The 24,171-nt window shown below is 71.4% G+C and carries 23 protein-coding genes and 1 pseudogene; 7 read left to right on the top strand and 17 right to left on the bottom strand.

Going from position 1 to position 24,171, the window contains the following annotated elements; all coding sequences use genetic code 11:
• Nucleotides 1-268: 268 nt before the first annotated feature.
• A complete protein-coding gene (locus ACGFYH_RS34925) occupies nt 269-679 on the top strand; it encodes an SRPBCC family protein (protein ID WP_393807188.1) in 411 nt (136 codons plus the stop codon).
• Here the strand turns inward: ACGFYH_RS34925 and ACGFYH_RS34920 are convergent.
• A pseudogene (locus tag ACGFYH_RS34920) lies at nt 676-1,581 on the bottom strand (nitroreductase/quinone reductase family protein). The gene ACGFYH_RS34925 and the pseudogene ACGFYH_RS34920 sit on opposite strands and share 4 nt — an antisense overlap.
• A gap of 278 nt (nt 1,582-1,859) precedes the next feature.
• A complete protein-coding gene (locus ACGFYH_RS34915; protein ID WP_393807187.1) occupies nt 1,860-2,828 on the bottom strand; it encodes an NAD(P)-dependent alcohol dehydrogenase in 969 nt (322 codons plus the stop codon).
• A 112-nt stretch (nt 2,829-2,940) separates the two neighbouring features.
• Here ACGFYH_RS34915 and ACGFYH_RS34910 point away from each other — a divergent pair, with 112 nt between their 5' ends.
• A complete protein-coding gene (locus ACGFYH_RS34910) occupies nt 2,941-3,624 on the top strand; it encodes a TetR/AcrR family transcriptional regulator (RefSeq protein ID WP_393807186.1) in 684 nt (227 codons plus the stop codon).
• Nucleotides 3,625-3,644: 20 nt separating this feature from the next.
• Here ACGFYH_RS34910 and ACGFYH_RS34905 read toward each other — a convergent pair whose 3' ends face one another.
• A complete protein-coding gene (locus ACGFYH_RS34905) occupies nt 3,645-4,775 on the bottom strand; it encodes a helix-turn-helix domain-containing protein (protein ID WP_393807185.1) in 1,131 nt (376 codons plus the stop codon).
• 183 nt (nt 4,776-4,958) lie between these two features.
• The gene (locus tag ACGFYH_RS34900) at nt 4,959-5,408 is read right to left on the bottom strand and encodes an ATP-binding protein (protein ID WP_393807184.1); all 450 of its coding nucleotides are present in this window, start codon (nt 5,406-5,408) and stop codon (nt 4,959-4,961) included.
• A gap of 162 nt (nt 5,409-5,570) precedes the next feature.
• Here ACGFYH_RS34900 and ACGFYH_RS34895 point away from each other — a divergent pair, with 162 nt between their 5' ends.
• Both ACGFYH_RS34895 and ACGFYH_RS34890 read left to right on the top strand, forming a co-directional pair.
• The gene (locus ACGFYH_RS34895) at nt 5,571-6,404 is read left to right on the top strand and encodes a helix-turn-helix transcriptional regulator (RefSeq protein ID WP_393807183.1); all 834 of its coding nucleotides are present in this window, start codon (nt 5,571-5,573) and stop codon (nt 6,402-6,404) included.
• Nucleotides 6,401-6,610, top strand: a complete 210-nt coding sequence (locus ACGFYH_RS34890) for a DUF397 domain-containing protein (protein ID WP_393807182.1) — start codon at nt 6,401-6,403, stop codon at nt 6,608-6,610. Before ACGFYH_RS34895 ends, ACGFYH_RS34890 begins: the two co-directional genes overlap by 4 nt.
• A gap of 366 nt (nt 6,611-6,976) precedes the next feature.
• Here the strand turns inward: ACGFYH_RS34890 and ACGFYH_RS34885 are convergent, their stop codons facing one another.
• The 5 genes from ACGFYH_RS34885 to ACGFYH_RS34865 form a co-directional block, all read right to left on the bottom strand.
• A complete protein-coding gene (locus ACGFYH_RS34885; protein ID WP_393807181.1) occupies nt 6,977-8,674 on the bottom strand; it encodes a uroporphyrinogen-III synthase in 1,698 nt (565 codons plus the stop codon).
• Complete coding sequence (gene hemC / locus ACGFYH_RS34880) at nt 8,671-9,642, bottom strand: hydroxymethylbilane synthase (RefSeq protein ID WP_393807180.1); 972 nt, start codon at nt 9,640-9,642, stop codon at nt 8,671-8,673. The genes ACGFYH_RS34885 and hemC overlap by 4 nt, the downstream gene beginning before the upstream one ends.
• A complete protein-coding gene (locus ACGFYH_RS34875) occupies nt 9,639-11,357 on the bottom strand; it encodes a glutamyl-tRNA reductase (protein ID WP_393807179.1) in 1,719 nt (572 codons plus the stop codon). The genes hemC and ACGFYH_RS34875 overlap by 4 nt, the downstream gene beginning before the upstream one ends.
• Nucleotides 11,354-12,124: a redox-sensing transcriptional repressor Rex gene (locus ACGFYH_RS34870; RefSeq protein WP_393807178.1), complete on the bottom strand. Its 771-nt coding sequence runs from the start codon at nt 12,122-12,124 to the stop codon at nt 11,354-11,356. The genes ACGFYH_RS34875 and ACGFYH_RS34870 overlap by 4 nt, the downstream gene beginning before the upstream one ends.
• A 274-nt stretch (nt 12,125-12,398) precedes the next feature.
• Complete coding sequence (locus ACGFYH_RS34865; protein WP_393807177.1) at nt 12,399-12,740, bottom strand: glutaredoxin family protein; 342 nt, start codon at nt 12,738-12,740, stop codon at nt 12,399-12,401.
• Nucleotides 12,741-12,923: 183 nt separating this feature from the next.
• Between ACGFYH_RS34865 and ACGFYH_RS34860 the strand changes: the two genes are divergently transcribed.
• From ACGFYH_RS34860 to ACGFYH_RS34850, 3 genes are all read left to right on the top strand, one after another.
• Nucleotides 12,924-13,853, top strand: coding sequence for an HAD family hydrolase (locus tag ACGFYH_RS34860; protein WP_393807176.1), 930 nt, complete (start codon nt 12,924-12,926; stop codon nt 13,851-13,853).
• 319 nt (nt 13,854-14,172) lie between these two features.
• Complete coding sequence (locus tag ACGFYH_RS34855) at nt 14,173-14,967, top strand: ECF subfamily RNA polymerase sigma factor, BldN family (protein ID WP_393807175.1); 795 nt, start codon at nt 14,173-14,175, stop codon at nt 14,965-14,967.
• A gap of 263 nt (nt 14,968-15,230) precedes the next feature.
• Nucleotides 15,231-16,478, top strand: a complete 1,248-nt coding sequence (locus ACGFYH_RS34850; protein WP_393807174.1) for a DUF5667 domain-containing protein — start codon at nt 15,231-15,233, stop codon at nt 16,476-16,478.
• A 151-nt stretch (nt 16,479-16,629) separates the two neighbouring features.
• Here the strand turns inward: ACGFYH_RS34850 and ACGFYH_RS34845 are convergent, their stop codons facing one another.
• The 8 genes from ACGFYH_RS34845 to ACGFYH_RS34810 all read right to left on the bottom strand — a co-directional run bounded on the left by ACGFYH_RS34845 (nt 16,630) and on the right by ACGFYH_RS34810 (nt 24,064).
• Nucleotides 16,630-17,703, bottom strand: coding sequence for a lysophospholipid acyltransferase family protein (locus tag ACGFYH_RS34845; protein WP_393807173.1), 1,074 nt, complete (start codon nt 17,701-17,703; stop codon nt 16,630-16,632).
• 14 nt (nt 17,704-17,717) lie between these two features.
• Nucleotides 17,718-18,779, bottom strand: a complete 1,062-nt coding sequence (locus ACGFYH_RS34840; RefSeq protein ID WP_393807172.1) for an NAD-dependent epimerase/dehydratase family protein — start codon at nt 18,777-18,779, stop codon at nt 17,718-17,720.
• A gap of 222 nt (nt 18,780-19,001) precedes the next feature.
• Nucleotides 19,002-19,100, bottom strand: coding sequence for a 30S ribosomal protein bS22 (locus ACGFYH_RS34835; protein ID WP_003948845.1), 99 nt, complete (start codon nt 19,098-19,100; stop codon nt 19,002-19,004).
• 109 nt (nt 19,101-19,209) lie between these two features.
• The gene (locus ACGFYH_RS34830; RefSeq protein WP_004984898.1) at nt 19,210-19,422 is read right to left on the bottom strand and encodes a helix-turn-helix domain-containing protein; all 213 of its coding nucleotides are present in this window, start codon (nt 19,420-19,422) and stop codon (nt 19,210-19,212) included.
• A gap of 129 nt (nt 19,423-19,551) precedes the next feature.
• Entirely contained in the window at nt 19,552-20,367 is an 816-nt protein-coding gene (locus ACGFYH_RS34825; RefSeq protein ID WP_393807171.1) for a phosphatase, read from the bottom strand.
• A 439-nt stretch (nt 20,368-20,806) separates the two neighbouring features.
• Nucleotides 20,807-21,979: an acetoin utilization protein AcuC gene (locus tag ACGFYH_RS34820; RefSeq protein WP_393807170.1), complete on the bottom strand. Its 1,173-nt coding sequence runs from the start codon at nt 21,977-21,979 to the stop codon at nt 20,807-20,809.
• Nucleotides 21,930-23,174: an MFS transporter gene (locus ACGFYH_RS34815; RefSeq protein WP_393807169.1), complete on the bottom strand. Its 1,245-nt coding sequence runs from the start codon at nt 23,172-23,174 to the stop codon at nt 21,930-21,932. Before ACGFYH_RS34815 ends, ACGFYH_RS34820 begins: the two co-directional genes overlap by 50 nt.
• 242 nt (nt 23,175-23,416) lie before the next feature.
• Nucleotides 23,417-24,064 carry an HAD family hydrolase gene (locus ACGFYH_RS34810; RefSeq protein ID WP_393807168.1) on the bottom strand — a complete coding sequence of 216 codons (648 nt, stop codon included), beginning with the start codon at nt 24,062-24,064 and terminating at the stop codon, nt 23,417-23,419.
• Nucleotides 24,065-24,171 lie beyond the last annotated feature (107 nt).

Raw genomic sequence — 24,171 nt, 5'->3', positions numbered from 1 at the left:
CGCCGGCAGCGCACCGTGCTGGTGCTGCCGCGGCGCACGATCTGCTGCAGCTTCTGCCCCTCCTGGTCGGTCAGTCTGCGCACACGGACAGGCTCGGCCATCGCGCCCCCAGTAATCGGATCGGACATCACCGCACATCAAACCGCCACGACCACCAACCCGGCGAACCTATGCGGTCAGAGCACTAGCTAGGCCCTGTCGTCCGCCGCCCACGCGCTGTCCGATCCGTTCAAGAGCACGGCGGCGGCGGCCCGCTACCGTCACCGGCATGAACAGCACCGGCCAGGAGTCACGCCACCTCGGCATCCACATCGCCCGCACGGTCAACGACGTCTACGCCTATGTCTCGGACCCGGCCAACCTGCCCGCGTGGGCCCAAGGCCTCGGCGGATCCATCGAGAAGATCGCGGACGAATGGATCGCGGACTCCTCCCCCATGGGCCGGGTGACGGTCGTCTTCGCCCCGCGCAACGACCTGGGCGTACTCGACCACTACGTCACGCTCCCCTCCGGGGAGACCGTGTACAACCCGGTCCGCGTCATCGCCGACGACAGCGGAAGCGAGGTGGTGTTCACCCTCCGTCGGCGGCCGGGAACGACCGACGCCGACTTCGAGCGCGACGCCGACATGGTCTTCGCCGACCTGGCCCGGCTCAAGGAACTGCTGGAGTCCGCCTAAGACGTGGCCGGAGGCCCGACCGGCGGCCACGGCACGTCGGCCGGCAACGGGAGCAGCACCTCCTCCTCGTAGTCGAGATGCGCGTTGAGCTGTGCGGACATCTCCTCCATCTCGGTCCGCAAGCGCGCCGGATCGGCGATGGCGACACCGTCCAGCAGGGCGGCCAGCTCACCCTGGACACGGGCGACCGTGCGGTGCTCGTCGGCGAGCCGGTCGAAGACGTCGGTCAGGTGGGGATGGTGACGGGCGATCCCGGGGAACAGGTGCCCGTCCTCGCTCACGTGATGGAACTCCAGCGCCTGGCAGAACGCCAGGCAGCGCTGCCTGATCTGCAGCCCGAGGCTCGGCGGCGCACCGGCCGTCCCCGGGGAAGCGAAGTGGGCCTCGGCCTCGGCCCGCACCTGCCGCACCTGCCCGCGCAGCCAGGTGTGCACCTCCAGCAGCTTGTCGGCGAGCGTACGCACCTCCCGGGGCCGCCCCTCCCACTCCTCGGGCTCGGCCCGCTCCAGCACCACGACCGGCAGCGGCCTGCTGGTGCGGGCCTGGTAGTCGCCCTAACCGGGCGCCGCCCGCACGACGTGCGCGAACAGCTCATCGCGCCGGGCCCCCTCGGCGGGCACCGCGAGCGCCTCGAAGCTCGCCGTGCCCACCTCCACCCGGACCACGGGACGGGCGAGCAGGTTGTGGTACCAGCCGGGGTGCCGCGGGCCACCGAGGTTGGACCCGACGACGAGAAGGGAATCCCCGTGGCGGACGTAACCGAGCGGGGTGGTGCGCGAGGCGCCCGATGTGGCGCCGGTGGTGGTCAGCAGAAGCAGGTCGCCGCCTTCGAAGGGGCCGCCGACCTTCCCCTCGTTGGCGCGGAACTCGTCGATGACGGACTGATGGAACGACGTGGGCATACGGTTCTGTGTCTCCAGGACGGCAGGCCACGGCAGCGGCGCATGCCGCGAGCCGGAGCCGCGAAGAACGGGGAACGACGAAGGGCTGAAGCGCTGCGTCGAAGTCATCAGGGCGCGGAGTGTGAACGCATCACGTACCCCTTGATGGAAGGGCGCTCGCCCGATCGCCGGCCGGCCCACTGCTCTTTGGCCGGCGCCACGCGGCACCACTCTCATTACACGCACCGACCCGCCGGACTGTCGACGCAGCCCGAAGGCAGCCGCCTCCTCCTGCCCGCCTACGCGACCCGCACGACGTGTTTGCCCCGCACGCCCCCGGCCTCCAGGGCCCGTTGGGCGTCGGCGACCCGGTCGAGCGGGTGCACGGTGTCGACGACGGGGACGATGTCGCCGCGCTCGGCGAGCCGGGCGACCTCGGCGAGCAGCGCGCTGTCGGGATTGCCGCTGAAGGCGCGAATGCGCCCCTTCCCGTGCACGACGGAGCCGAGCACGGTGCCGATCCCCGTGAGCGGCCGGTCGAAGTCGACGGTGACGGCGACCATGCGCCCGCCCGGCGCCAGCAGCCGCCGCACACGGGCCTGCTCGGTGCCGACGGTGTCGAGTACGACGTCGAAGCGGCCGAGGGTGGACAGCGGAGTCCTCCGGTGGTCCAGCACGTCCTCGGCGCCCAGCCCCCGCACGAAGTCGAGGTTCTTCCCGCCCGCGAGCGCGACGACATGAGCCCCGAGCAGCCTGCCGACCTGCACGGCGACGCTGCCCACACCCCCGCTCCCACCCCGCACGAGGAGCCGCTCACCGGGTTGCAGGGCGGCCTTGTCGCGCAGCGCGGTCACCGCCGTAACCCCACCCGCGAGCAGCGAGACCGCCTCCTCCGGGGTGAGGTTCTCGGGGGCGGACGCGATCCGCCGCGGGCTGACGGCGACGTACTCGGCCATGCTCCCGGTACGGCGTCCCAGCACCCCCCACACCAGCTCCCCCACCCGCACCCCGGTGACGGACGTACCGACTTCGGCCACCTCCCCGGCGAAGTCGATGCCGCACGCTTTGGGAAAGGCCCGCCCGGCCACCAGGCGCACCTTGCCGGTCCGGTCGTGCAGGTCACCGCCGTTGACCCCGGCGGCACGCACCCGCACCAGCACCTCGTCGGGGCCGATGGCGGGCACCGGCCGCCGCCCGACGTAGAGCACCTCGGGAGGTCCGTAACGGTCGAAAAGCACGGCGTTCATCTCACTCAAGCTCTTGTTCATGCCAATCCCACATCGCGTTCGAGAACCGCGGAGGCGAGGCCCGCGTCCGCTGCTAAGCTCACGCTAGAGACATAAGTGGACTCCGCCCTCCACTTACCCGGAAGTGAGAAACATGCCTGATCAGACCTCTCACAAGCCGTCCGGTCCGGCAGCAGAATCCCCGGCGGAGCTGCGCGCCGACGCCCGCCGCAACCGCGAACGCGTCCTGGAGGCCGCGCGCGAGGTCTTCGCGGCCCAGGGCGTGGACGCCCCGATAAGCGCGGTCGCCCGCCGGGCCGGCGTCGGCGTGGCCACCCTCTACCGCCGCTTCCCCACCCGCTCCGCGCTCGTCACCGCCGCCTTCGAAGACCAGCTCGCCGAGTGCGCGACCGCCCTGGAGGAGGCCCTGGCCGACCCGGACCCGGGACACGGCCTGTACGGACTGCTGGAAAGGGTGTGCGTCACCCTGATCACCGACCGCGGCTTCGAGACGGTGTTCCTGGCCGACTTCCCCGAGGCGCTGGACTACGACCGGGAACGCGCCTGCGCCGAGGAGGCCCTGTCCCATCTGATCCAGCGCGCCCGCGCGGCCGGCCGACTCCGCGAGGACTTCGACCCGGCCGACATCACCCTGCTCCTCCTGGCGGTGAGCGGCCTGGCGGGCCAACCCCCCGAAACCGCCCTCCCCGCCGCCCGCCGCCTCCTCACCTACCTCTTCCAGTCCTTCCAGGCCCACCCTCCGTCCCGGCCCGGCCCACTCCCCCCGGCACCGCCGATGGACCTGTCGGGACTGCACCGGCCGGCGGGGCGCCCGTAGCCCCGCTCGGGTCTGGCGGCTCAGGCCGCCAGCAGTGTGTGGGCGTCCGCCGGCCGATCGGACCGACAGTCACGACAACGGCCGGGATGCGGGGCCCGGAAGGCCCGTTCGCAGCCGTCACAGGTCTGGAAGGGCTCGGGCCGACTCGCGACACGGACCGGGCCTGGTGATGGCGCCGGAACCGCCGGAAGGGGCGGGGGCAGCAGTTCACCGAGCCGGTACGCCAGCACACCGGCCGCGCGTCGCATGTCCACGGGCAGGTCCGAGGTCAGCACATGGTGGACGAGGCCGGTCGTGGCACCCCTCTCGAACCAACGGATGACACTCGGGGCCAACGTGTTCACGTCTTGGGAGGAGAGGGTGAGGCGTTCGTCGGTACGACGCAGTCCTGCCAGGAGAGCGACGGCTCTGTCGTGGTGGCGGCCAGCCCCCGACACGGATGGAACTGCGGCCTCGGCGACTTCGGCAGTCCTCCGGGTGCCGGCGGACGGCACCCGAACGGCCACCGGATCACTGCGCCGAAGCACGACAGCACGCGCATCCTGCGCTTGGTCACCCTCCTTCACGGAGTCTTCCTGCGCTCCTTCTGGCGGCCGAGGAGCCACCTGCCCGCCCTCCCGCACCACCGCCACGGCACGTCGACGTACGACGGGCGCGACCGCTCGCTCGGGCGTGTGATGGGCATACGTCCGGGTGACCAGCCGCCCGGTCTCCGAGCGCTCACGCACCCGTTCCAGATAGCCGTGTTCCTCCAACTCCCGCAATCCGGCAGCGATCCGCTCACGCCCCTCCGGGAAGCGCTCGGCAAGGGTCCGGATGTCGACGAGGGCGCTCTCCGGCAGCGAGAGGACGTGCGTGGCCAGCCCGATCGCGGTCAGCGACAGCTGACGGTGCTGGGCGAGGTGATTGCCGATGACGACGTACTGCCCCGACTGGTGCGTGCGTACGTGGATGACACCGGAGTGGGTGGTGGACCGGCGAACGCCCTGACTCGGACGCGTGGCGGCGTTAGTCTTCTTCTCAGCCATGAGGAAGGTCCTTGCTTCCTTGTTGGTCAGGCCCCCGCATTGGGATTGCAGTCCCACGGGGGCCGACTCATGTCGTCTGGGATATTCCAGAGGCATCAACGCGCCTCGCAGCAGAGCCTGCACGCCGCAGCACCCCTCACGCCACCCATTCGGCCGCTTTTCACCCGCCCGTGTGATCGAGGCCGGGTTTGGTCGGTTGGGTAGGTATTTACCCAGGGTTCTTTGGTCTTTTACCGCCCGCCGCCCCGACGGCCCACCCACCGGGGCCCGCATTCCCGGGCTCCGCTGCGAGGCCACCGCCCGCTGCTACGGTCCCGTGGCACCTTTCGCCTCAGCCCCAAGGTCCAGTTCCGCCCATACGGTCTTGGACGGCACCGGCCCGCACCGCACGCCCCAGCGGTCGGTCAACTCCTCAACGAGGAGCAGCCCATACCCCGACTCCGCATGCCCGTCGGCGGTCGCCCGGGGACTGACCGGCAGCCGGTCACCACGAGTGTCGGTCAGCTCGATACGGAGCGTGCGCGGAGGTACGACGGAGAGGACGAGGCGAAAGCCACGTCCGGGGACGTGCCCGTGCAGGGCGGCGTTCGTCGCGAGTTCGGCCACGACCAGCCGGGCCGGGTCCAACGGCAGCTCCCACGCGAGCAGTTTCTCGGCGGCAAGCAACCGGGCAAGTCGCGCACCACGCCGCGTGGCCGACAGAGGCACCGAGAACTGGCGCAGCGGAACGCGGTGGGTGGAGATTCCCTGATTCATGTCACCCAGCGTGTTCACGCGCGCATACGCTGTGAAGCCAGGCGGCCCGTGCGGTCGGTGGCTGTCCGTGGCGCGTCCGGTTCCGTCCGGGCTGCCCGGGGTGACCGGTCGCGACGGCCGGAGGTTGGTCCGGGGAAGGGCGCGCGGCGGGAGGGCGGCGACATGACCGAGTGGGAAGCGGGGCTGGACGACGAAGAGGCCGGGGCGGTGATGCGCACGGTCGTACGGCAGCTGAAGCTGTGGCGTGAGTCGGCCGGCCTCACCCAGGCGGAGTTCGGCACGGCCATCGGGTACGGGGAGGAACTGGTCTCGTCGGTGGAGCGGGGGCGGCGGATTCCTCGGCCGGAGTACCTGGACGCGGCGGACGAGGTGTTGGACGCGGGCGGGAAGATCGCGGCACTGAAGCAGGACGTGGCGGAGGTCCGGTACCCGAAGAAAGTACGGGATCTGAAGAGGCTGGAGGGCGAGGCAGTTGAGCTGGGGGCGTACAACAACTCGGTCGTTCACGGGTTGTTGCAGACGCAGGAGTACGCACGGGCGGTTTTCAGCGCGCGTCGACCGCCCTTCACCGTGGACGAACTCGAACAGCGGCTGTCGGCCAGAGTGGCCCGACAGGAGGTCGTTGGCGAAGGGGCGGCGCGCCCCCTTTTCACCTTCGTCCAGTGCGAGTCAACACTCCGTCGCCCCATGGGAGGCCGAGCGGTCATGCGGAGGCAGTTGGAGCGACTGCTGGAGGCCGCCAAGTACCCCAACGTCGACCTTCAGGTTCTTCCGCTGGGGCACGAGGAGAACCCGGGTCTCGCCGGGTCGTTCAGATTGCTCAGGCTGAAGGACGGCACGACGGTCGGACACGTCGAAGCGCAGCACATCAGCCGGGTCATCGCGGACCCGAAGGAAGTACAGCTCCTCGAAATGCGTTATGGGAACATCCGGGCACAGGCTCTCAGTACACGGGAGTCAACGGCCCTCATCGAGACTGTGCTTGGAGAGACATGACCCTCAAGCCCTACTTCAGTGCCGAGCCCACGTTCGCGTGGATAAAGAGCAGCTACAGCACGGACGAGGGCCCCGACTGCGTCGAGGTGGCCACCCCGGACGGAAGTCACGTCCTCGTCCGCGACTCCAAGAACCCCGCAGGCCCCCGCCTCGACCTCACCGCAGGCGCCTGGGCTACCTTCCTGCCGTACGCCTCCGGGAACTGACGAGACGTACCTTTTCGGCCCGCACCCGAGTTCGTGCGGTGCGGGCCGCTACCCGCATTTCAGTCGACGGCCGGAGTCACCTTGGGCTCCGCGTCCCCGCCGCGGGCCTGCTGCGACGTCTCCGCGATCGCGGCGAACTCCTCCAGCGCGGCCTGAAGGTCCCGGCGATCCCGGCGGCCGGTACCTCGGGCGCGGGCAGGTTGTCCGCGTCGTCGGGGCTGGGGTCGCGGAGCCGGGTGATGCCGAGGTTGGCCTGGTCGCGGGCGATCAGTTCCTCGTACGTGAACGCCTTGAAGCGCTCCGGCTCAACGCGCTTGGAACGGCCCGAAAGAGCGAGGCGCCCCGCAAGGAGCGCCCCCTCTCACCTCAGGTCGAAGACCGCCGCCTCCGTGCCCCCGGCCGCCGCTCGCTCGGCCGCGTCACCGGGTCTCCCGCCTCCAGGGCCGCCGCCCGGCGCCGCAGGCCGAAGTCGGCCAGGGCCTCCGCCAGCTTGGTGACGGACGGCTCGGGGGACATCACGTCGACGCGCAGCCCGTGTTCCTCGGCCGTCTTGGCCGTCGCCGGGCCGATGCACGCGATCACCGTGACGTTGTGCGGCTTGCCCGCGATGCCGACCAGGTTGCGGACCGTGGACGACGACGTGAAGAGCACCGCGTCGAAGCCGCCGCCCTTGATCGCCTCCCGGGTCGTGGCCGGCGGCGGCGAAGCGCGCACCGTGCGGTAGGCCGTGACGTCGTCGACCTCCCAGCCCAGCTCGATCAGCCCGGCGACCAGGGTCTCGGTCGCGATGTCGGCCCGGGGGAGGAAGACCCGGTCGATCGGGTCGAAGACCGGGTCGTAGGGCGGCCAGTCCTCCAGCAGACCCGCCGCCGACTGCTCGCCGCTCGGGACGAGGTCCGGCTTCACACCGAAGGCGATGAGGGCCTTCGCCGTCTGCTCGCCCACCGCGGCGACCTTGATCCCGGCGAAGGCGCGGGCGTCGAGGCCGTACTCCTCGAACTTCTCCCGTACCGCCTTCACCGCGTTGACCGACGTGAAGGCGATCCACTCGTAGCGGCCCGTGACCAGGCCCTTGACCGCCCGCTCCATCTGCTGCGGGGTGCGCGGTGGCTCCACCGCGATGGTCGGGACCTCGTGCGGCACGGCGCCGTAGGACCTGAGCTGGTCGGAGAGCGACGCCGCCTGCTCCTTCGTACGCGGCACGAGGACCTTCCAGCCGAACAGCGGCTTGGACTCGAACCACGAGAGCTGGTCGCGCCGGGCGGAGGCGGAACGCTCGCCGACCACGGCTATCACCTGACGGCCGCCGTCCGGGGACGGCAGCACCTTCGCCTGCTTCAGGGTCTGCGCGACCGTGCCGAGCGTGGCGGTCCAGGTGCGCTGCCGGGTCGTCGTACCGGCGATCGTCACCGTCAGCGGGGTGTCGGGCTTGCGGCCGGCCGACACCAGCTCACCGGCGGCCGCGGCCACCGAGTCCAGCGTCGTCGACACCACGACCGTGCCGTCGGAGGCGCCCACCTCGGTCCAGCAGCGGTCCGACGCCGTACGGGCGTCCACGAACCGCACGTCCGCGCCCTCGGCGTCCCGCAGCGGAACACCGGCGTACGCGGGCACGCCCACGGCGTTCGCGATACCGGGGACGACCTCGAAGGTCACCCCGGCCGCGGCGCACGCCAGCATCTCCTCGGCGGCGTACGTGTCGAGGCCGGGGTCCCCGGCCACCGCACGCACGACCCGCCTGCCGCCCCGCGCGGCCTCCATGACAAGATGTGCGGCATCCCGCACGGCGGGGGCACCGACGGCCGTTGACGCACCGTCAACCACCGTCAGCTGGGGCGCGCCTGTGCCCGGATCCGACGCGTCGGCATCCGTGTGCACTTCGGACACGCCCTGTCGCGCGTGCGTGCGTACGACGTCGAGCACCTCGTGCTCGGCGACGAGGACGTCCGCGTGCGCCAGCGCCTCCACGGCGCGCAGAGTCAGCAGTCCCGGATCTCCGGGTCCGGCACCGAGGAAGGTGACGTGCCCGTGTTCCGGACCGGCGGGAAAAGCGGTGGGGCTCACAGTGCTCGCTCCCCCATCAGACCGGCCGCGCCCTGGGCGAGCATCTCGGTGGCGAGTTCGCGACCGAGTGCCAGCGCACCCTCGTGCGTCCCGGGCACGGGACCGGTGGTGGACAGCTGCACCAGCGTCGAGCCGTCGGTCGTGCCGACGACGCCGCGCAGGCGCATCTCCTTGACAGTCTGCCCGTCGGCCAGAAGGTCGGCCAACGCTCCCACAGGGGCGCTGCAGCCGGCCTCCAGGGCGGCGAGCAGTGACCGCTCGGCCGTTACGGCGACCCGCGTGAACGGGTCGTCGAGCTCGGCGAGCGCGGCGATCAGCGCGGCGTCCTGGGCGGTGTGCCCCGCCCTGCACTCGATCGCCAGTGCCCCCTGGCCGGGGGCCGGCAGAACCGTGTCGACCGACAGGAAGTCGGTCACCTCGTCGATGCGCCCCACGCGGTTCAGCCCGGCGGCGGCCAGTACGACCGCGTCCAGCTCACCGCTGCGGACGTATCCGATGCGGGTGTCGACGTTGCCCCGGATCGGGACCGTCTCGATCTCCATCCCGTGGGTGCGGGCGTACGCGTTCAGCTGCGCCATCCGACGCGGCGCGCCCGTACCTATGCGCGCTCCGCGCGGCAGGTCGGTCAGCTTGCGCGCGTCCCGGGCGACGACCACGTCCCGCGGGTCCTCCCGCTCGGGTACGGCGGCCACCACCAGGTCCTCGTGCTGCGCGGTGGGGAGGTCCTTGAGCGAGTGAACCGCGAAGTCCACCTCTCCCCGCAGCAGTGCGTCGCGCAGCGCGGCGACGAACACGCCCGTGCCGCCGATCTGCGCCAGGTGCTCCCGCGACGTGTCGCCGTACGTGGTGATCTCGACCAGCTCAACGGGCCGACCGGTCACCTGGCTCACGGCGTCCGCCACCTGGCCGGACTGGGCCATGGCGAGCTTGCTTCGCCTGGTTCCCAGCCTCAGTGCCTTCTCAGTCATGCCGGCCCTCGGTTCTTCTCAGTGCTGTTCTCGGCGCGGGAGACGGAGGCCACCGTCTCCTGGTCGAGGTCGAACAGGGTGCGCAGCGCGTCCGCGTACCCGGCACCGCCGGGTTCGGCGGCGAGCTGCTTGACCCGCACCGTCGGCGCGTGCAGCAGCTTGTCGACCACACGCTTGACGGTCTGGGTGATCTCGGCGCGGTGCTTGTCGTCGAGCCCCGGCAGCCGCCCGTCGAGCCGGGCGATCTCACCGGCCACGACCTCCGCGGCCATGCTGCGCAGTGCGACCACGGTGGGCGTGATGTGCGCGGCCCGCTGGGCGGCGCCGAAGGCCGCGACCTCGTCGGCGACGATCCGGCGGACCAGGTCGACGTCGGCGGCCATCGGCGCGTCGGCCGACGCGTCGGCGAGCGACTCGATGTCCACCAGGCGCACCCCGGCCAGCCGGTGCGCGGCGGCGTCGATGTCGCGCGGCATGGCGAGGTCGAGCAGGAAGAGCACGGGCTCGGGACGCGGCGCCTCGGCGACCGGCTCGGGGCGGCGGCGCTCGGGAATGCGGCCGACGCGCGCCGCCGCCGCGGCGAGCGCGCCGATCAGCTCGGCGTCCGCTTCCGGTCCGGGCCGGCCCGTCTCGCGCGGCCGGTCCACCGCCGTACCGCCCGCGGCCCAGGCCCCGTGCTGCTCCAGCGTCGCCGCGTCCATCCCGGCCACGGCGGCCTCGCCCATGACGGAGAAGCCGGACGGCACGGAGGACAGGTCCAGCGGGCAGTTCTCGTCGGCGCCCGCGGACGGCAGTGGCGTTTCCGCGGTCCGCCGTTCACCCCGTGCGCCGACGGTCCCGGCGGCCGGGGCCCCGGCGACGGCGGGGTCGCCGGCGCGGCCCCGCACCGCCGCCGCCACGGAGTCGGCCGTGAGGACGAGACCGGTCGCACCCGTGCAGGAGACGGCCACGTCGGCACGTGTCAGCTCGCCCGGCACCGAGTCCATCGGTACCGCGCGGGCCAGCACGTCCGTGTCGTCGCCCTCGGCGAGGATCTGCGCGAGCCGCTCGGCGCGCTCGAAGGTGCGGTTGGCGACCACGATCTCGGCGACCCCGGCGCGGGCCAGCGTCGCGGCGGCCAGCGAGGACATCGACCCGGCGCCGATGACCAGGGCCTTTTTGCCCCGGGCCCACCCCTGCACGTCGGCTCCGGCGGACAGCTGCTGGAGACCGAAGGTGACCAGGGACTGCCCGGCGCGGTCGATGCCGGTCTCGGAGTGGGCGCGCTTGCCGACGCGGAGGGCCTGCTGGAACAGGTCGTTCAGCAGCCGTCCGGCGGTGTGCAGATCCTGGGCGCGGGCCAGGGAGTCCTTTATCTGGCCGAGGATCTGCCCCTCGCCGACCACCATCGAGTCCAGCCCGCACGCCACCGAGAACAGGTGGTGGACGGCCCGGTCCTCGTAGTGCACGTAGAGATGGGGAGTGAGCTCCTCCAGACCCACGCCGCTGTGCTGGGCGAGCAGCGTGGACAGCTCGGCGACACCGGCGTGGAACTTGTCCACGTCGGCGTACAGCTCGATGCGGTTGCAGGTGGCCAGCACCGCGGCCTCGGCGGCCGGTTCGGCGGCGACCGTGTCCTGGAGCAGCTTGAGCTGCGCGTCCGCGCTCAGCGAGGCCCGCTCGAGCACGCTGACGGGGGCGCTGCGGTGGCTCAGCCCGACGACGAGGAGACTCATGCCGGCATCACGGCGGGCACGTCCCCGTCGGGTCCCTGGTCGGCGGAGTGCTGCTGCTTGCGGGCGGCGACGGGCGGCACCACGCCGACGTCGGCCGCGGCCTCCTCGCCCGCCTTGCGCTGCTCGTGGAAGGCGAGGATCTGCAGCTCGATGGAGAGGTCGACCTTGCGCACGTCGACGCCCTCGGGGACGTTCAGCACGGTCGGCGCGAAGTTGAGGATGGAGGTGACACCGGCGGCCACGAGCCGGTCGCAGACCTGCTGGGCGGCACCGGCGGGGGTGGCGATCACACCGATCGAGACACCGTCGTCCTGGATGATCTTCTCCAGCTCGTCGGTGTGCTGCACCGGGATGCCCGCGACGGGCTTTCCGGCCATTCCCGGATCGGCGTCGATCAGCGCGGCGACCCGGAAACCGCGGGAGGCGAACCCGCCGTAGTTGGCGAGCGCGGCGCCGAGGTTTCCGATACCGACGATCACAACCGGCCAGTCCTGGGTGAGCCCCAGTTCGCGGGAGATCTGGTAGACGAGATACTCGACGTCGTAGCCCACGCCCCGGGTCCCGTAGGAGCCGAGGTAGGAGAAGTCCTTGCGCAGCTTCGCGGAGTTGACTCCCGCCGCGGCCGCCAGCTCCTCGGAGGAGACCGTGGGCACCGAGCGCTCGGAGAGCGCGGTCAGCGCGCGGAGGTACAGCGGAAGCCTGGCGACGGTGGCCTCGGGAATCCCTCGGCTGCGGGTCGCCGGTCGGTGTGTTCGGCCAGTTGCCACGGTGCTCCTGCGGGTAGAGCGGGGCTGTAGGCGGTCATACGTCCCTACATGACCGCCCCGTCGAATGCAGGCTATGTCTTTGTGAACGCGTGCACAAAGATGGTGTCCGATTTGCCCGGCCAACGTGACCGGGGTCACGCGCCCCCGGCGCACGGCACGGGAACCGGCGCATACGCGCCCTCGTTCCTCACTCATCGAGGGCAAAGCCGCACACGCTCCTCACGATCAACGCCCCCGAGACCAAGTCACCATCGATCCTAAGCGACCATACGGACTACTTGTACTGATCGGTCAGTGCCCTGCGCAGCCGCTCCTCGTTCACACGCCAGAAGGTGTGCTGCCTGCCGTCGACCAGCACGACCGGAATCTGCTCCCAGTACTGGTCGTGGAGCCGGCGGTCCTCGGTGATGTCCTTCCCCTCCCAGGGGACGCCGAGATCGGCACAGACCTTCTCGACGACGAGCTGTGCGTCATCACACAGATGACAGCCGGGTTTGCGGATGAGGGTGACGAGATGGTTCTCGGGGTGCTCAGAGGACTGCGCGGCCTGCGGGGCCCGCGGAGCCTGCGGGGCCCTCTGAGCCTGTGTGGGCTTTCGGCGGAAGAGGGGACTCATGCCGGCCATTCTCGCGCGCCGGGCGGCGTGAGCCGAACCCCCGGCGGCGGACGGACCGCCTGTCCGGCCGTCGCGCCCGCGCACCCGCGCGGGCGGGCGTCCGACGAAACGGCCGCCCGGAGTTCACCGCCCGCGAACCTCTCGGCTCCGAAGCCTCCGAACAAACTGGCTATGCTCACCGGCATGGCCGCTCTTCGATGGCTCACTCCCCGTGGGCGCTCCGCCACGGCGCGGAGCGTGTTGGCAGGCGAGGCCTCGGCGGAGGCAGCCCGCAAGTCCGCCCGGTCCACGCAGGAGCCCGCTCCGGAACCCGGCGCCGAAGCGGACTTCCCGGTCCACGGCGACGACAGGGCAGCCGCCTTCTTCGACCTCGACAACACCGTGATGCAGGGCGCCGCGATCTTCCACTTCGGCCGGGGCCTGTACAAGAGGAAGTTCTTCGAGACCCGCGACCTCGCCCGGTTCGCCTGGCAGCAGGCCTGGTTCCGGCTGGCCGGGTTCGAGGACCCGGAGCACATGCAGGACGCCCGCGACTCGGCGCTCTCGATCGTCAAGGGCCACCGCGTCTCCGAGCTGAGGTCGATCGGCGAGGAGATCTACGACGAGTACATGGCCGAGCGGATCTGGCCCGGCACCCGCGCCCTCGCCCAGGCCCACCTGGACGCCGGACAGAAGGTCTGGCTGGTCACGGCGGCCCCGGTGGAGATCGCCCAGGTGATCGCCCGCCGCCTGGGCCTGACCGGCGCGCTCGGCACCGTGGCCGAGTCCATCGGCGGCGTCTACACGGGCAAGCTGGTCGGCGAACCGCTGCACGGCCCCGCGAAGGCCGAGGCGGTCCGGGCGCTGGCCACGGCCGAGGCCCTGGACCTCTCCCGCTGCGCCGCCTACAGCGACTCCCACAACGACATCCCGATGCTGTCGCTGGTCGGACACCCGTACGCCATCAACCCGGACTCCAAGCTGCGCAAGCACGCCCGCCGGCTGGAGTGGCGCCTGCGCGACTACCGCACCGGCCGCAAGGCGGCCAAGGTCGGCATCCCGGCGGCCGCGGGCGTGGGTGCGGTGGCGGGCGGCACCGCGGCGGCCATCGCGCTGCACCGCCGCCGCCGTTGAGCCGGATCCGCCGTCGACCCAATCGGTGTGACGTACCCGCCGGGCACCCTCTCCAGTCCTCCTTGTTCACATCGAGCACAACACGCTCTGTAGTCACAAGGAATTCGAACCATTCCGGTCATCAAGTGGTCACTCTGTCGCATCCGATCGAGCGCCAATCGGGCACGGAAGCGACGTAATCGATGATTTGAGCAACTGGGCGTAGCAGTGCCTGCACGAAGCGTTATTCTCCTCAGACGCATTCCGGTACCCCACCTTCGCTACGACGGGTGAATGGTTCCGTACTGCACGTGATGGAAGCTCTGCCTCTGGGAGTCCCGTGTACCCACACGTCGGGGTTGACGCCTCGGGCCTGGCTACGCTGCGCGCAACGGTCAAATCAGCCCGAGACCTGTTGCGCGGCTTCGTCCCCACCGCGTATGCCGTCCCCGCCCTCGCCGCGGCCGCCGTGCCCGCCGGTCCGTGCTACGCACTGGCCGAAGGAAGCGCCGCCGTCGGCAGACGCGCGCGGTCGTCCTCGTCCGGGGCCGCCGCCACCACCCACCGCCGCCCCGCCGCGGACAGCGACAGCGCCCGCATGATGGACCTGGTCGAACGGGCCCAGTCGGGCGAGACCGACGCCTTCGGCCGGCTCTACGACCAGTACAGCGACACCGTGTACCGCTACATCTACTACCGCGTCGGCGGCAAGGCGACCGCCGAGGACCTCACCAGCGAGACCTTTCTGCGGGCCCTCAGGCGCATCGGCACCTTCACCTGGCAGGGGCGCGACTTCGGCGCCTGGCTGGTGACCATCGCCCGCAACCTGGTCGCCGACCACTTCAAGTCCAGCCGCTTCCGCCTCGAGGTCACCACCGGCGAGATGCTCGACGCCAACGAGGTCGAGCGCTCCCCCGAGGACTCCGTCCTCGAATCGCTCTCCAACGCCGCCCTGCTGGAGGCCGTACGACGGCTCAACCCGCAGCAGCAGGAGTGCGTGACCCTGCGCTTCCTGCAGGGCCTCTCGGTCGCCGAGACCGCCCGGGTCATGGGCAAGAACGAGGGCGCCATCAAGACGCTCCAGTACCGGGCCGTACGCACCCTCGCCCGGCTGCTCCCGGACGACGCGCGCTGACCCTCCGGCGCCGCCGGGGCGCCGCAATCCACCCGAACTCTCCGCGTCCGCCAAGTCACCACCGGTGAAAGTCGGTTGGGTCCGCGGTCCGATCATCCACCGTCCGTAACCCAAGTGCCGCGCCGCTCGTTGTGCGGGATGCAGGCTCCCTGTGGTCACTCCCCGGCCGACTCCGGTCACTCGATCGGATGGCTCCGACCGGGGTGTGCAACCCTCAGGACCCCCTGGGGAGTCGACCGTGATGACGAGAGGAGGTGCCGCCAGTGATCGCGAACGTATCGGCACACCGGCGGGCGAACGCCTTCGCCCAGGCTCTGGAGGAGCAGTCCGATCCCGGGGCGGCGGCCGAGCAGTCCGGAGGACCGGCAACCGCCGGGGCCACCGCGGAACCGACCGAGCAGGGCCGTCTGACGACCCTCGCCCATGGTCTGGAGACGCTGCCCCGGCCCGAGCTGGATCCCGAGGTCAAGGTCGTCCAGCGGGCCCAGCTCGTGGCCGCCTTCGAGGCCATGCTGCAGGAGGGCACCGCGAGCGGCGGGGCGGCGGACACGCCGGTACCGGAGCAGCGACGGGCGCACGGCACCCACCGGGCGGCCCCGCTGAGCAGGTTCCGGCCCCGGTCCCGGCTGGCCAAGGGCCTCACCGCGGGCGGACTGAGCGTGAGCGTGGCCGCCGGAGCCTTCGGCGGAGTCGCCGCCGCCAGTTCGGACGCCCTGCCGGGCGACTCGCTCTACGGCCTCAAGCGCGGCATAGAGGACTTCCGCCTCGGCCTGGCCGACGGGAACAACGAGCGGGGCCGCGCCTACCTGGACCTCGCCTCGACCCGGCTCAGCGAAGCACGCCGGCTGATGGAGCGCGGTCGCAGCGGCCCCCTCGACCACGAGTCGCTCGGCGAGGTCCGCCGCGCCCTGTCCGGGATGCGGCACGACGCCTCCGAGGGCCACCGCCTGCTCAGCGCCGCCTATGCCCACGACCCCGACTCGCTGGCCCCCATGCAGGCCCTCTCCGCCTTCTCCCAGTCCCACCGGGAGACCTGGGGAGCACTGCGCGAGCGGCTGCCCGTACAGCTCGGGGACGTCAGTGAGCAGGTGTCGTCGGTGTTCGACGCCATAGACGACGACGTCGCCCCGCTGGAGTCCAGGCTTCCGCAGCCGCCGGTCCAGGACGACGACGGCGGTGACGGTGGCCGACCGGGCGGTTCCGGCTCGGCGACGACCGACGCCCCCGGCTCAGGTCACCCGTCGGCGCCCAGCACCGGCGACGGCGGCACGTCCGACCGCGGGCGCTCCCATTCCCACCGGCCCAGCGAGTCCGCCGGCTCCGGCCACGAGAACGACGGCCTGCTCGGCGGCAACACCGGCGGCCTGCTCGACCCGCCGAAGGACGACCGCGGCACCGCCTCCCCGTCGGCGGGCGGCAACACCCCGCCCGCGGAGCCGGACGTCACCCTCCCGCCCCTCCTGCCGGGCCTCCTGCCCGGACTGGGCATCGAGGCGGAGGACGCGGACTGAACCGACGTACGGCGGTGGGGGAGTCCCGGAGCCGGGGGCGCCCCCGCCGTCGTACGCGCGCGTCGGACCGGTGGAAAGCCGTACACCAGACCCTGACGTCAGACCGTCACGTCCGTCCCTGTATTCCAGCCTCGTACGCCAGCCTCGTACGTCAGATGAACACCGAGCGCCGCTGCACCAGCAGCTTGTAGAGCGTGTGCTGGATCTGCTCCCTCACCTGGTCGGTCAGGTTGAACATCAGCACCGGGTCCTCGGCCGCCTCCGGCGCGTGGCCGTCCGTCGGGATCGGCTCACCGAACTGGATCGTCCACTTCGTCGGCAACGGCACCGCGCCCAGCGGGCCCAGCCACGGGAAGGTCGGCGTGAGCGGGAAGTACGGGAATCCCAGCAGCCGCGCCAGGGTCTTGGAGTTGCCGATCATCGGGTAGATCTCCTCCGCCCCGACGATCGAACACGGAACGATCGGCGCCCCCTGCCGCAGAGCCGTGGACACGAAGCCGCCACGCCCGAAGCGCTGGAGCTTGTAGCGCTCACCGAACGGCTTGCCGATGCCCTTGAAGCCCTCCGGCATCACGCCGACCAGCTCGCCCTGACCGAGCAGCCGTTCGGCGTCCTCCGCGCAGGCCAGCGTGTGACCGAGCTTGCGCGCCAGCTCGTTGACCACCGGCAGCACGAAGACCAGGTCCGCCGCGAGCAGCCGCAGATGCCGGTCGGCCGGATGGTGGTCGTGCACGGCGACCTGCATCATCAGCCCGTCCAGCGGCAGCGTCCCGGAGTGGTTGGCGACGATCAGCGCACCACCCTCGGCGGGGATGTTCTCCACGCCCTTCACCTCGACCCGGAAGTACTTCTCGTACACCGGGCGCAGCAGGGACATCAGCACCTGGTCGGTCAGCTCGGCGTCGTAACCGAAGTCGTCGACCTCGTAGTCCCCGGTGAGCCGGCGGCGCAGGAAGGACAGGCCGCCCGCGACACGCCGCTCCAGGCCGCCGCCCCCGTCGCCGCCGTGCTCGTCGCCGCCGCCCCCGGCCGTCGGCCGCGGGCCGCGCGCCTTGGGCGACTCGTGCGTCGCGGGGACGTCCTCCCTCGCGGCCGCTCCCCGTACGGGCAGCGGCTGTACCTCGCCCGTCGGCAGCGGCTCCGCCGTGCCCCTGCGCCGGCTCCCCGCGCCGCGGCTCCCCCGCGACCGGTCGTCGTCGAACGGAATGACCTTGGCGTCCGCCATCGTTGATGCGCTCCTCAGTTGGCGCTCTGCGTCGGAAGGTGACCGCTGTCCCGCAGGGACAGCTCCGCGATCCGGTCGACGGCCCCCGCGAGGGCCTCGGGCGGCAGCAGACCGGCACCGCGGCCGCGCGCGAAGTCCGCGAACGCCCCGGCCGTCGAGTACTTCGGCCGGAATCCGAGGGTCTCGCGCATCTGCGTGGTGTCCACCACCCGCCCGTGGGTGAGCAGCCGGATCTGCTCGGGGGAGAAATCCGTCATCCCCAGCGTACGCACGAGAGAGCCCACCCAGGTGACCGCGGGCAGCAGCAACGGCACCGTGGGGCGGCCCAGCCGGCGCGAGCACTGGGAGAGCAGCAGGACACCGTCACCGGCGATGTTGAACGTCCCGCTGTTCAGCGTGGAACGGCGGGCATCGTGCGAGCAGACCCGCAGCACCTCGATCACGTCGTCCTCGTGCACGAACTGCAGCCGCGGGTCGTAGCCGAACACCGTCGGCAGCACCGGCAGTCCGAAGTACGAGGCGAGCGGGGTCTCCGCGGCCGGACCGAGGATGTTGGCGAACCGCAGCACGGACACCGCCACGTCCGGCCGACGGCGCGCGAAGCCCCGCACATACCCCTCGACCTCGACCGCGTCCTTGGCGAAGCCGCCACTGGGCAGGGACTTGGGCGCGGTGGTCTCGGTGCAGACGGCCGGGTCGCGCGGCGCGGACCCGTAGACGTTCGTACTGGACTTCACCACCAGCCGTTGCACCGTCGGCGACTTCTGGCAGGCGCCGAGCAGCTGCATCGTGCCGATGACGTTGGTCTCCTTCACCGACGTGCGACTGCCGCTGCCCAGCGGCGTGCCCGTCACGTCGAGGTGGACGACCGTGTCGGCACGCGTCTCGGCGAGCACCCGCCCGATGGCCGACTGCCGGATGTCCGCCTGGACGAAGTCCGCGCCGCCCAGATGGTGCTCCGGCGCGACGGCGTCCACGCCGACGACCCGCTCCACGTCGGGATCACGCTGGATGCGCCGGACGAACCGGCCCCCGAGCTGCCGGGCCACTCCGGTCACGAGCACGACCTTGCCCAAGATCAGCGCCTTCCTTCCGCCCTACTCCGGCCCTGCACAGCCATGCACCAGCCCTGCTTCGTACCCTGCCGCGTTCCCCGTCCGCGGGCCAACTTAGCCGGTCGGTGTCGCGCTGTGACGACCCCCGGACGCGGCAGGTGACGGAAAACCGCGGGCGAACGACTGTGGCCCCCCACCGGATGCGGTGGGGGGCCACAGACCACGCTGACGGCGCAGCGTCGCTTACTTCTTGTTACGACGCTGAACGCGCGTGCGCTTGAGCAGCTTGCGGTGCTTCTTCTTGGCCATCCGCTTGCGCCGCTTCTTGATAACAGAGCCCACGACTATCCTCGCTCACTTCTCATCACTCGGTTGGTGAGCGCCATGGGCCCACACGACCTACGAGGGGCCAGCCTACCGGTCCGAGCGCTGAGGTCGTAATCGAGGGCCGTCAGGCCGTTTCCACCCCCACGTAGCTCTCGCGGAGGTACTCGTGAACCGCTTGCTCCGGGACGCGGAACGACCGTCCCACCCGGATCGCGGGCAGATGACCGCTGTGCACCAACCGGTACACGGTCATCTTGGACACGCGCATCACCGAGGCGACCTCCGCCACGGTAAGGAACTGAACCTCGTTCAGAGGCCTTTCGCCAGCTGCAGCCATGACACACCTGAACCTTCCGCACTCGACGGCCACCGGCTTCCCCTTCCGGTGACTCTTCGTCGCTGCGTGCTCACTCCCCAATGTAGGGGCGGGTGATGCGAATGGGGAAGAGGTGCACCCATCGCTTCCCTACCGTGACAGACACGCCCGATTGAGTACGTAGCGGGTAAGCGGCCGGTAGTACTCGGACCGCACGGCGTCGTCAAGCGGAACGACGACGGACACGAGCCCCTCGGCCTCCCCCACGAAGAGCGCGGGATCGTCCGTATCGGCCGGACCGATCGCCTCGAACCCCAGCTGACCTGCTCCGCAGACCCACCCGTGATCCCCGATCACCAGCCCGGGCAGCGGCCCGCCCCCCTCGGCCGCGGCGGCCAGCGCGGTACGAACCGGCAGCGGCGAATGGGTGTGTGCGCCCGGCTCACCACCGGCGCGCCCGGCGCCGGGCTCCCGCACCAACGCGACTCCGCGGACGTAGTCGAGGTGGTACGTACGTAGACCGAACCGGGTCGTTATGTCGACAGAGCGACCCTGCGCCGGGGTGAGGACAGCACATCCCGCCGCCGACAGCGCCTCGGCCAAGGCGACGTAGAAGCCGAGCAGTCGGTGCGGGTGCCCGGTGCCGAGGAGCACCGGTGCGCGACGCTGAGCGACGGCGGCGAGCCGGCCGGCGAAGGCGTCCAGGGCCGCGAGCGTCCGATCGGGATCGATCACGTCCTGGCCCGAAGTGTCGCGCGGATCGGCCGAAACCCCGCACCTCGCCGCCATCAGCCCGAGCAGGTCCCGCTGCCCCCAGTCCCCTACCGGGTCGATCCCGAGCAGCACCCGCGGATCCCGGGCGGCGAACAACCGGTAACGCCGCAGGCTCAGCTCCCGAGAGGTAGCCACCACCCCGGCAAGCCGGACATCCAGGAGATGAGCCCGAAGAACTCCAGCGGTCAGCACGGAACCGATGCTGCCGGGTCTCCCCGCGAGCCGGGCAGGAAACGGGCGAATCCTCGCACGGTCGGCGTAACACCGCGCGCGAGCTGCGGGCAGTCCCAGCCGTCCGAGCTGCGGGCAGTCGTGCCTCCCCCGGTGCCTGAACGGCCCGGGAGGCACCGCGCGACGCCGGGCGCGCACCACCCCCCCGTGCCCGCCACCACGTCGGGGACGAGCACCACCGGGGACGGGCACCACACCGGGACGGGCACCACGACGGGATCGGGCACCACACCGGGACGGGCACCACACCCGCGGACGGGCACCACACCGGAGATGGGGCACCACGACGGGGGCGGGCACCACGACGGAGACGGGGCACCACGACGGGGACGGGCACCACACCGGAGACGGGGCACCACGACGGGGGCGGGCACCACGACGGGCAACATGAAGCAACCCCCTACGCCAACAAGCCCCGCAACGGAAACGCCGCCCGCCGAGCCGCCCTCACCGCCTGGTCCAACCGATCGGCAGGGTCGTACCCCGCCTCCCACGGGGCCCACGACACCGGCCACCGCCCATCGGTCATCCGCTGCGGTCCCAGTTGCCGCGTCCGCGCGTACACCTCCTGCCGCCACCCCTCCGGAATCACCGTCTCCGGCTCCACCGGCCGCCCCGCCGCGATCCCCACCAGATGCGTCCACGACCGCGGCACCACCTCCACCACGGCGTATCCACCCCCGCCGAGCGCCACCCACCGGCCCTCGGCGTGCTCGTGCGCCAGCTCGTGACACGCCACCTGCACCGCCCGCTGCGCGTCCAGCGACACCGCCAGATGCGCCAACGGGTCCTCGAAGTGCGTATCGGCGCCGTGCTGCGTCACCAGCACCTGCGGCCGGAACTCCGCGAGCAGCTCGGGCACCACCGCGTGGAACGCCCGCAGCCACCCCGCGTCCCCGGTCCCCGCCGGAAGCGCGACGTTCACCGCAGAGCCCTCCGCACAGTCGGCCCCGGTCTCCTCCGGCCACCCGGTCTGCGGAAACAGGGTCCGCGGATGCTCGTGCAGCGACACCGTCAGAACCCGCGGATCCTCCCAGAACGCCGCCTGCACCCCGTCCCCGTGATGCACGTCCACATCCACGTACGCGACCCGCTCGGCCCCCAGCTCCAGCAGCCGCGCGATCGCCAGCGCCGCGTCGTTGTACACGCAGAACCCGGACGCCGCGCCCGGCATCGCGTGGTGCAGTCCGCCCGCGAAGTTCACCGCGTGCGGCGCGTCCCCGCGCCACACCGCCTCCGCCGCCCCCACCGACTGCCCGGCGATCAGCGCGGACACCTCGTGCATCCCCGCGAAGGCCGGATCGTCGACCGTCCCGAGCCCGTACGACCCGTCCGCCGCGTCCGGATCCGCCGACGCCGCCTTCACCGCGTCGATGTAGTCCTCCCGGTGGACGAGCCGCAGCGTCGAGTCCCCGGCCGGCCGCGCCGCGACGACCTCCATCTCGCCGTCGAGCCCGAGGGCACCGACCAGACTTCGCGTCAGGGCGAGCCGGACCGGATCCATCGGATGCTCCGGCCCGAAGTCATAGCCCGTTACTGCCTCGTCCCACATCAGCTGTGCGCGGCCGCTCATGCCCGCCACCGTATCGGTCCGGTTGAGCCTCGAACGACCTGGCGTACACGACCGTCACCAGCACCAACACCATCGGCACCAGCATCGCCCCGCGATAGCTCCAGGCATCGCCCAGCGCCCCCACCAACGGCGAACCGATGAGGAAACCGACGTAGTTGAAGACATTGAGCCGCGCCACCGCCGCGTCGGAGGCGCCGGGGCGGCCGTCCCGCTGAGCGGCGAGCCGCCCCGCCGCCGCGAACGTCTGCGGCACCAGCACGCACAGTCCCAGCCCCAGCAGAGTGAACCCCAGCATCCCCACCCAGGCCCCCGGCGCCGACGCCACCACGGCGAACCCGCCCGCCGCGACCACCGCTCCGCTCCGCACCACCGCCACGGCCCCGAACCGCCGCACCCCGACGTCCCCGACGGACCGCCCGATCAGCGTCGTCACCATGTAGACGTTGTACGGCACGGTGGCCAGCTGCTCCGAACTCCCCAGCACGTCCTGCAGGTACTTCGCGCTCCAGTTGGAGACCGTCGAGTCCCCGATGTACGCGAAGGTCATCACCAGACACAGCGGCAACAGCACCTTGAAGCCGATACCGGCACCGGCCCCGCCCGCACCCCCGCCGGCCTCTTTCCCCGCACCCCCGCCGTCCCCGTCGACGTACCACCGGCTCCCCACCAGCGCGGCCGGCAGCAGCACCACGACCACCGGCAGATACGACACCCACAGCGCCAGATCCCAGTGCGCCCCCGTCCACGCCAGCGAGGCCCCCAGAATTCCGCCCAGGCTGTACGTCGCGTGGAATCCCAGCATGATGCTGCGCCCGTACGCCCGCTGCAGGCTCACCCCGAGCATGTTCATCGACGCGTCCAGCGCACCCACGGCCAGCCCGAAGACGGCCAGTGAGACGGCCAGCACCGCCACCCGGCCGCCCGCCCCGACGCCGAGCAGCGCCAGCAGCACCACCGGCTGGGACCAGCGCAGCAGCCGGCTCGGCGGCAACCGCCTGACCAGACGCTCGCTCACCACACTCCCGACACCGGCCAGGATCGGCACGGCGGCGAGGAAGACGGGCAACAGCGCGTCGGAGACGCCGTACCGGTCCTGGACGGCGGGGATACGCGTCACCAACAGCGCGAAGGCGACCCCCTGGGCGAAGAAACCGAACGCCAGCGAGACCCTGCCGCGCCGCAGCACATCAGTCATGGCGGCGAGCGTAGAGCCACGGCTTACCCGTGGGTAGATACCGCCAAAGATGAATTCTTCTCAGCTCTCGAAACCGGTGACGGCACCGGTGACGCTCTCGGGCACACGATCCGGAACGACGCCTGCTCCGGACCGTGTGGGCCATGAGCCCGGCCCCGGTTCCGGACGGTTGTTCCCAAGGCGGCCTGGGGAGGGCTGCGGCACCCACCCATGACACAGGTCAGCCCGGCGACCGGCAGCTGTCAGCCCACGAGCAGGCCGTTCAACTCCCCCATGTCCGCGAAGAGCCGGGTGGCCCCGGCGAGCTTCGCGGCCGGTGTCATCGCGGTGAACCCGAACACGTCCATACCGGCCGCGCCGGCGGCCCGCACACCGAGCGGACTGTCCTCGATCACGACGCACCGCTCCGGCGCCACTCCCATGCGCCTGGCCGCGTGCAGAAACAGATCCGGCGCCGGCTTCCCCCGCCCCACGTCCTGCGCGCTGAAGATCCGCGTGTCGTCGAACCACCGGTCGAGCCCGGTCTTCCGATGCCCCACCCGAATCCGCTCATGACTCCCGGAGGAGGCCACGCAGTACGCCACCCCGCTCGCGGTGAGCTTCTCCAGTACCCCGACGGCCCCGGGCACGGCCTCCAGGTCGCGCTCGAAGGCGGCGAACACCCGCGCGTGAAACACGTCGTCGAAGTCTTCGGGCAGCCGCCGCCCGGTCCGCTCCAGGACCAGGTCGTGCACGCGGTGCATCGCGGCACCCATGTAGTCCCGGAGGGAGTCGTCGTACGAAGTGGGGTGACCCAGCTCGGTCAGATAGCCGGCGAGCAGCCGATTGGAGATCGGCTCACTGTCGACGAGAACACCGTCGTTGTCGAAGACAACCAGTTCGTAACGCATACAGAGACCCTAAACGCAGAAAACCCCGCACCGTTCCCGGTGCGGGGTTTCCTCGCAATGATTGTTCGGCGGCGTCCTACTCTCCCACAGGGTCCCCCCTGCAGTAC

Origin of the sequence: Streptomyces sp. NPDC048392 (genome assembly GCF_043200575.1) — a bacterium.
Taxonomy (GTDB): domain Bacteria; phylum Actinomycetota; class Actinomycetes; order Streptomycetales; family Streptomycetaceae; genus Streptomyces.
Note: the sequence above shows the minus strand (reverse complement) of the source record. Positions and strands in the feature narration are given on the sequence as shown.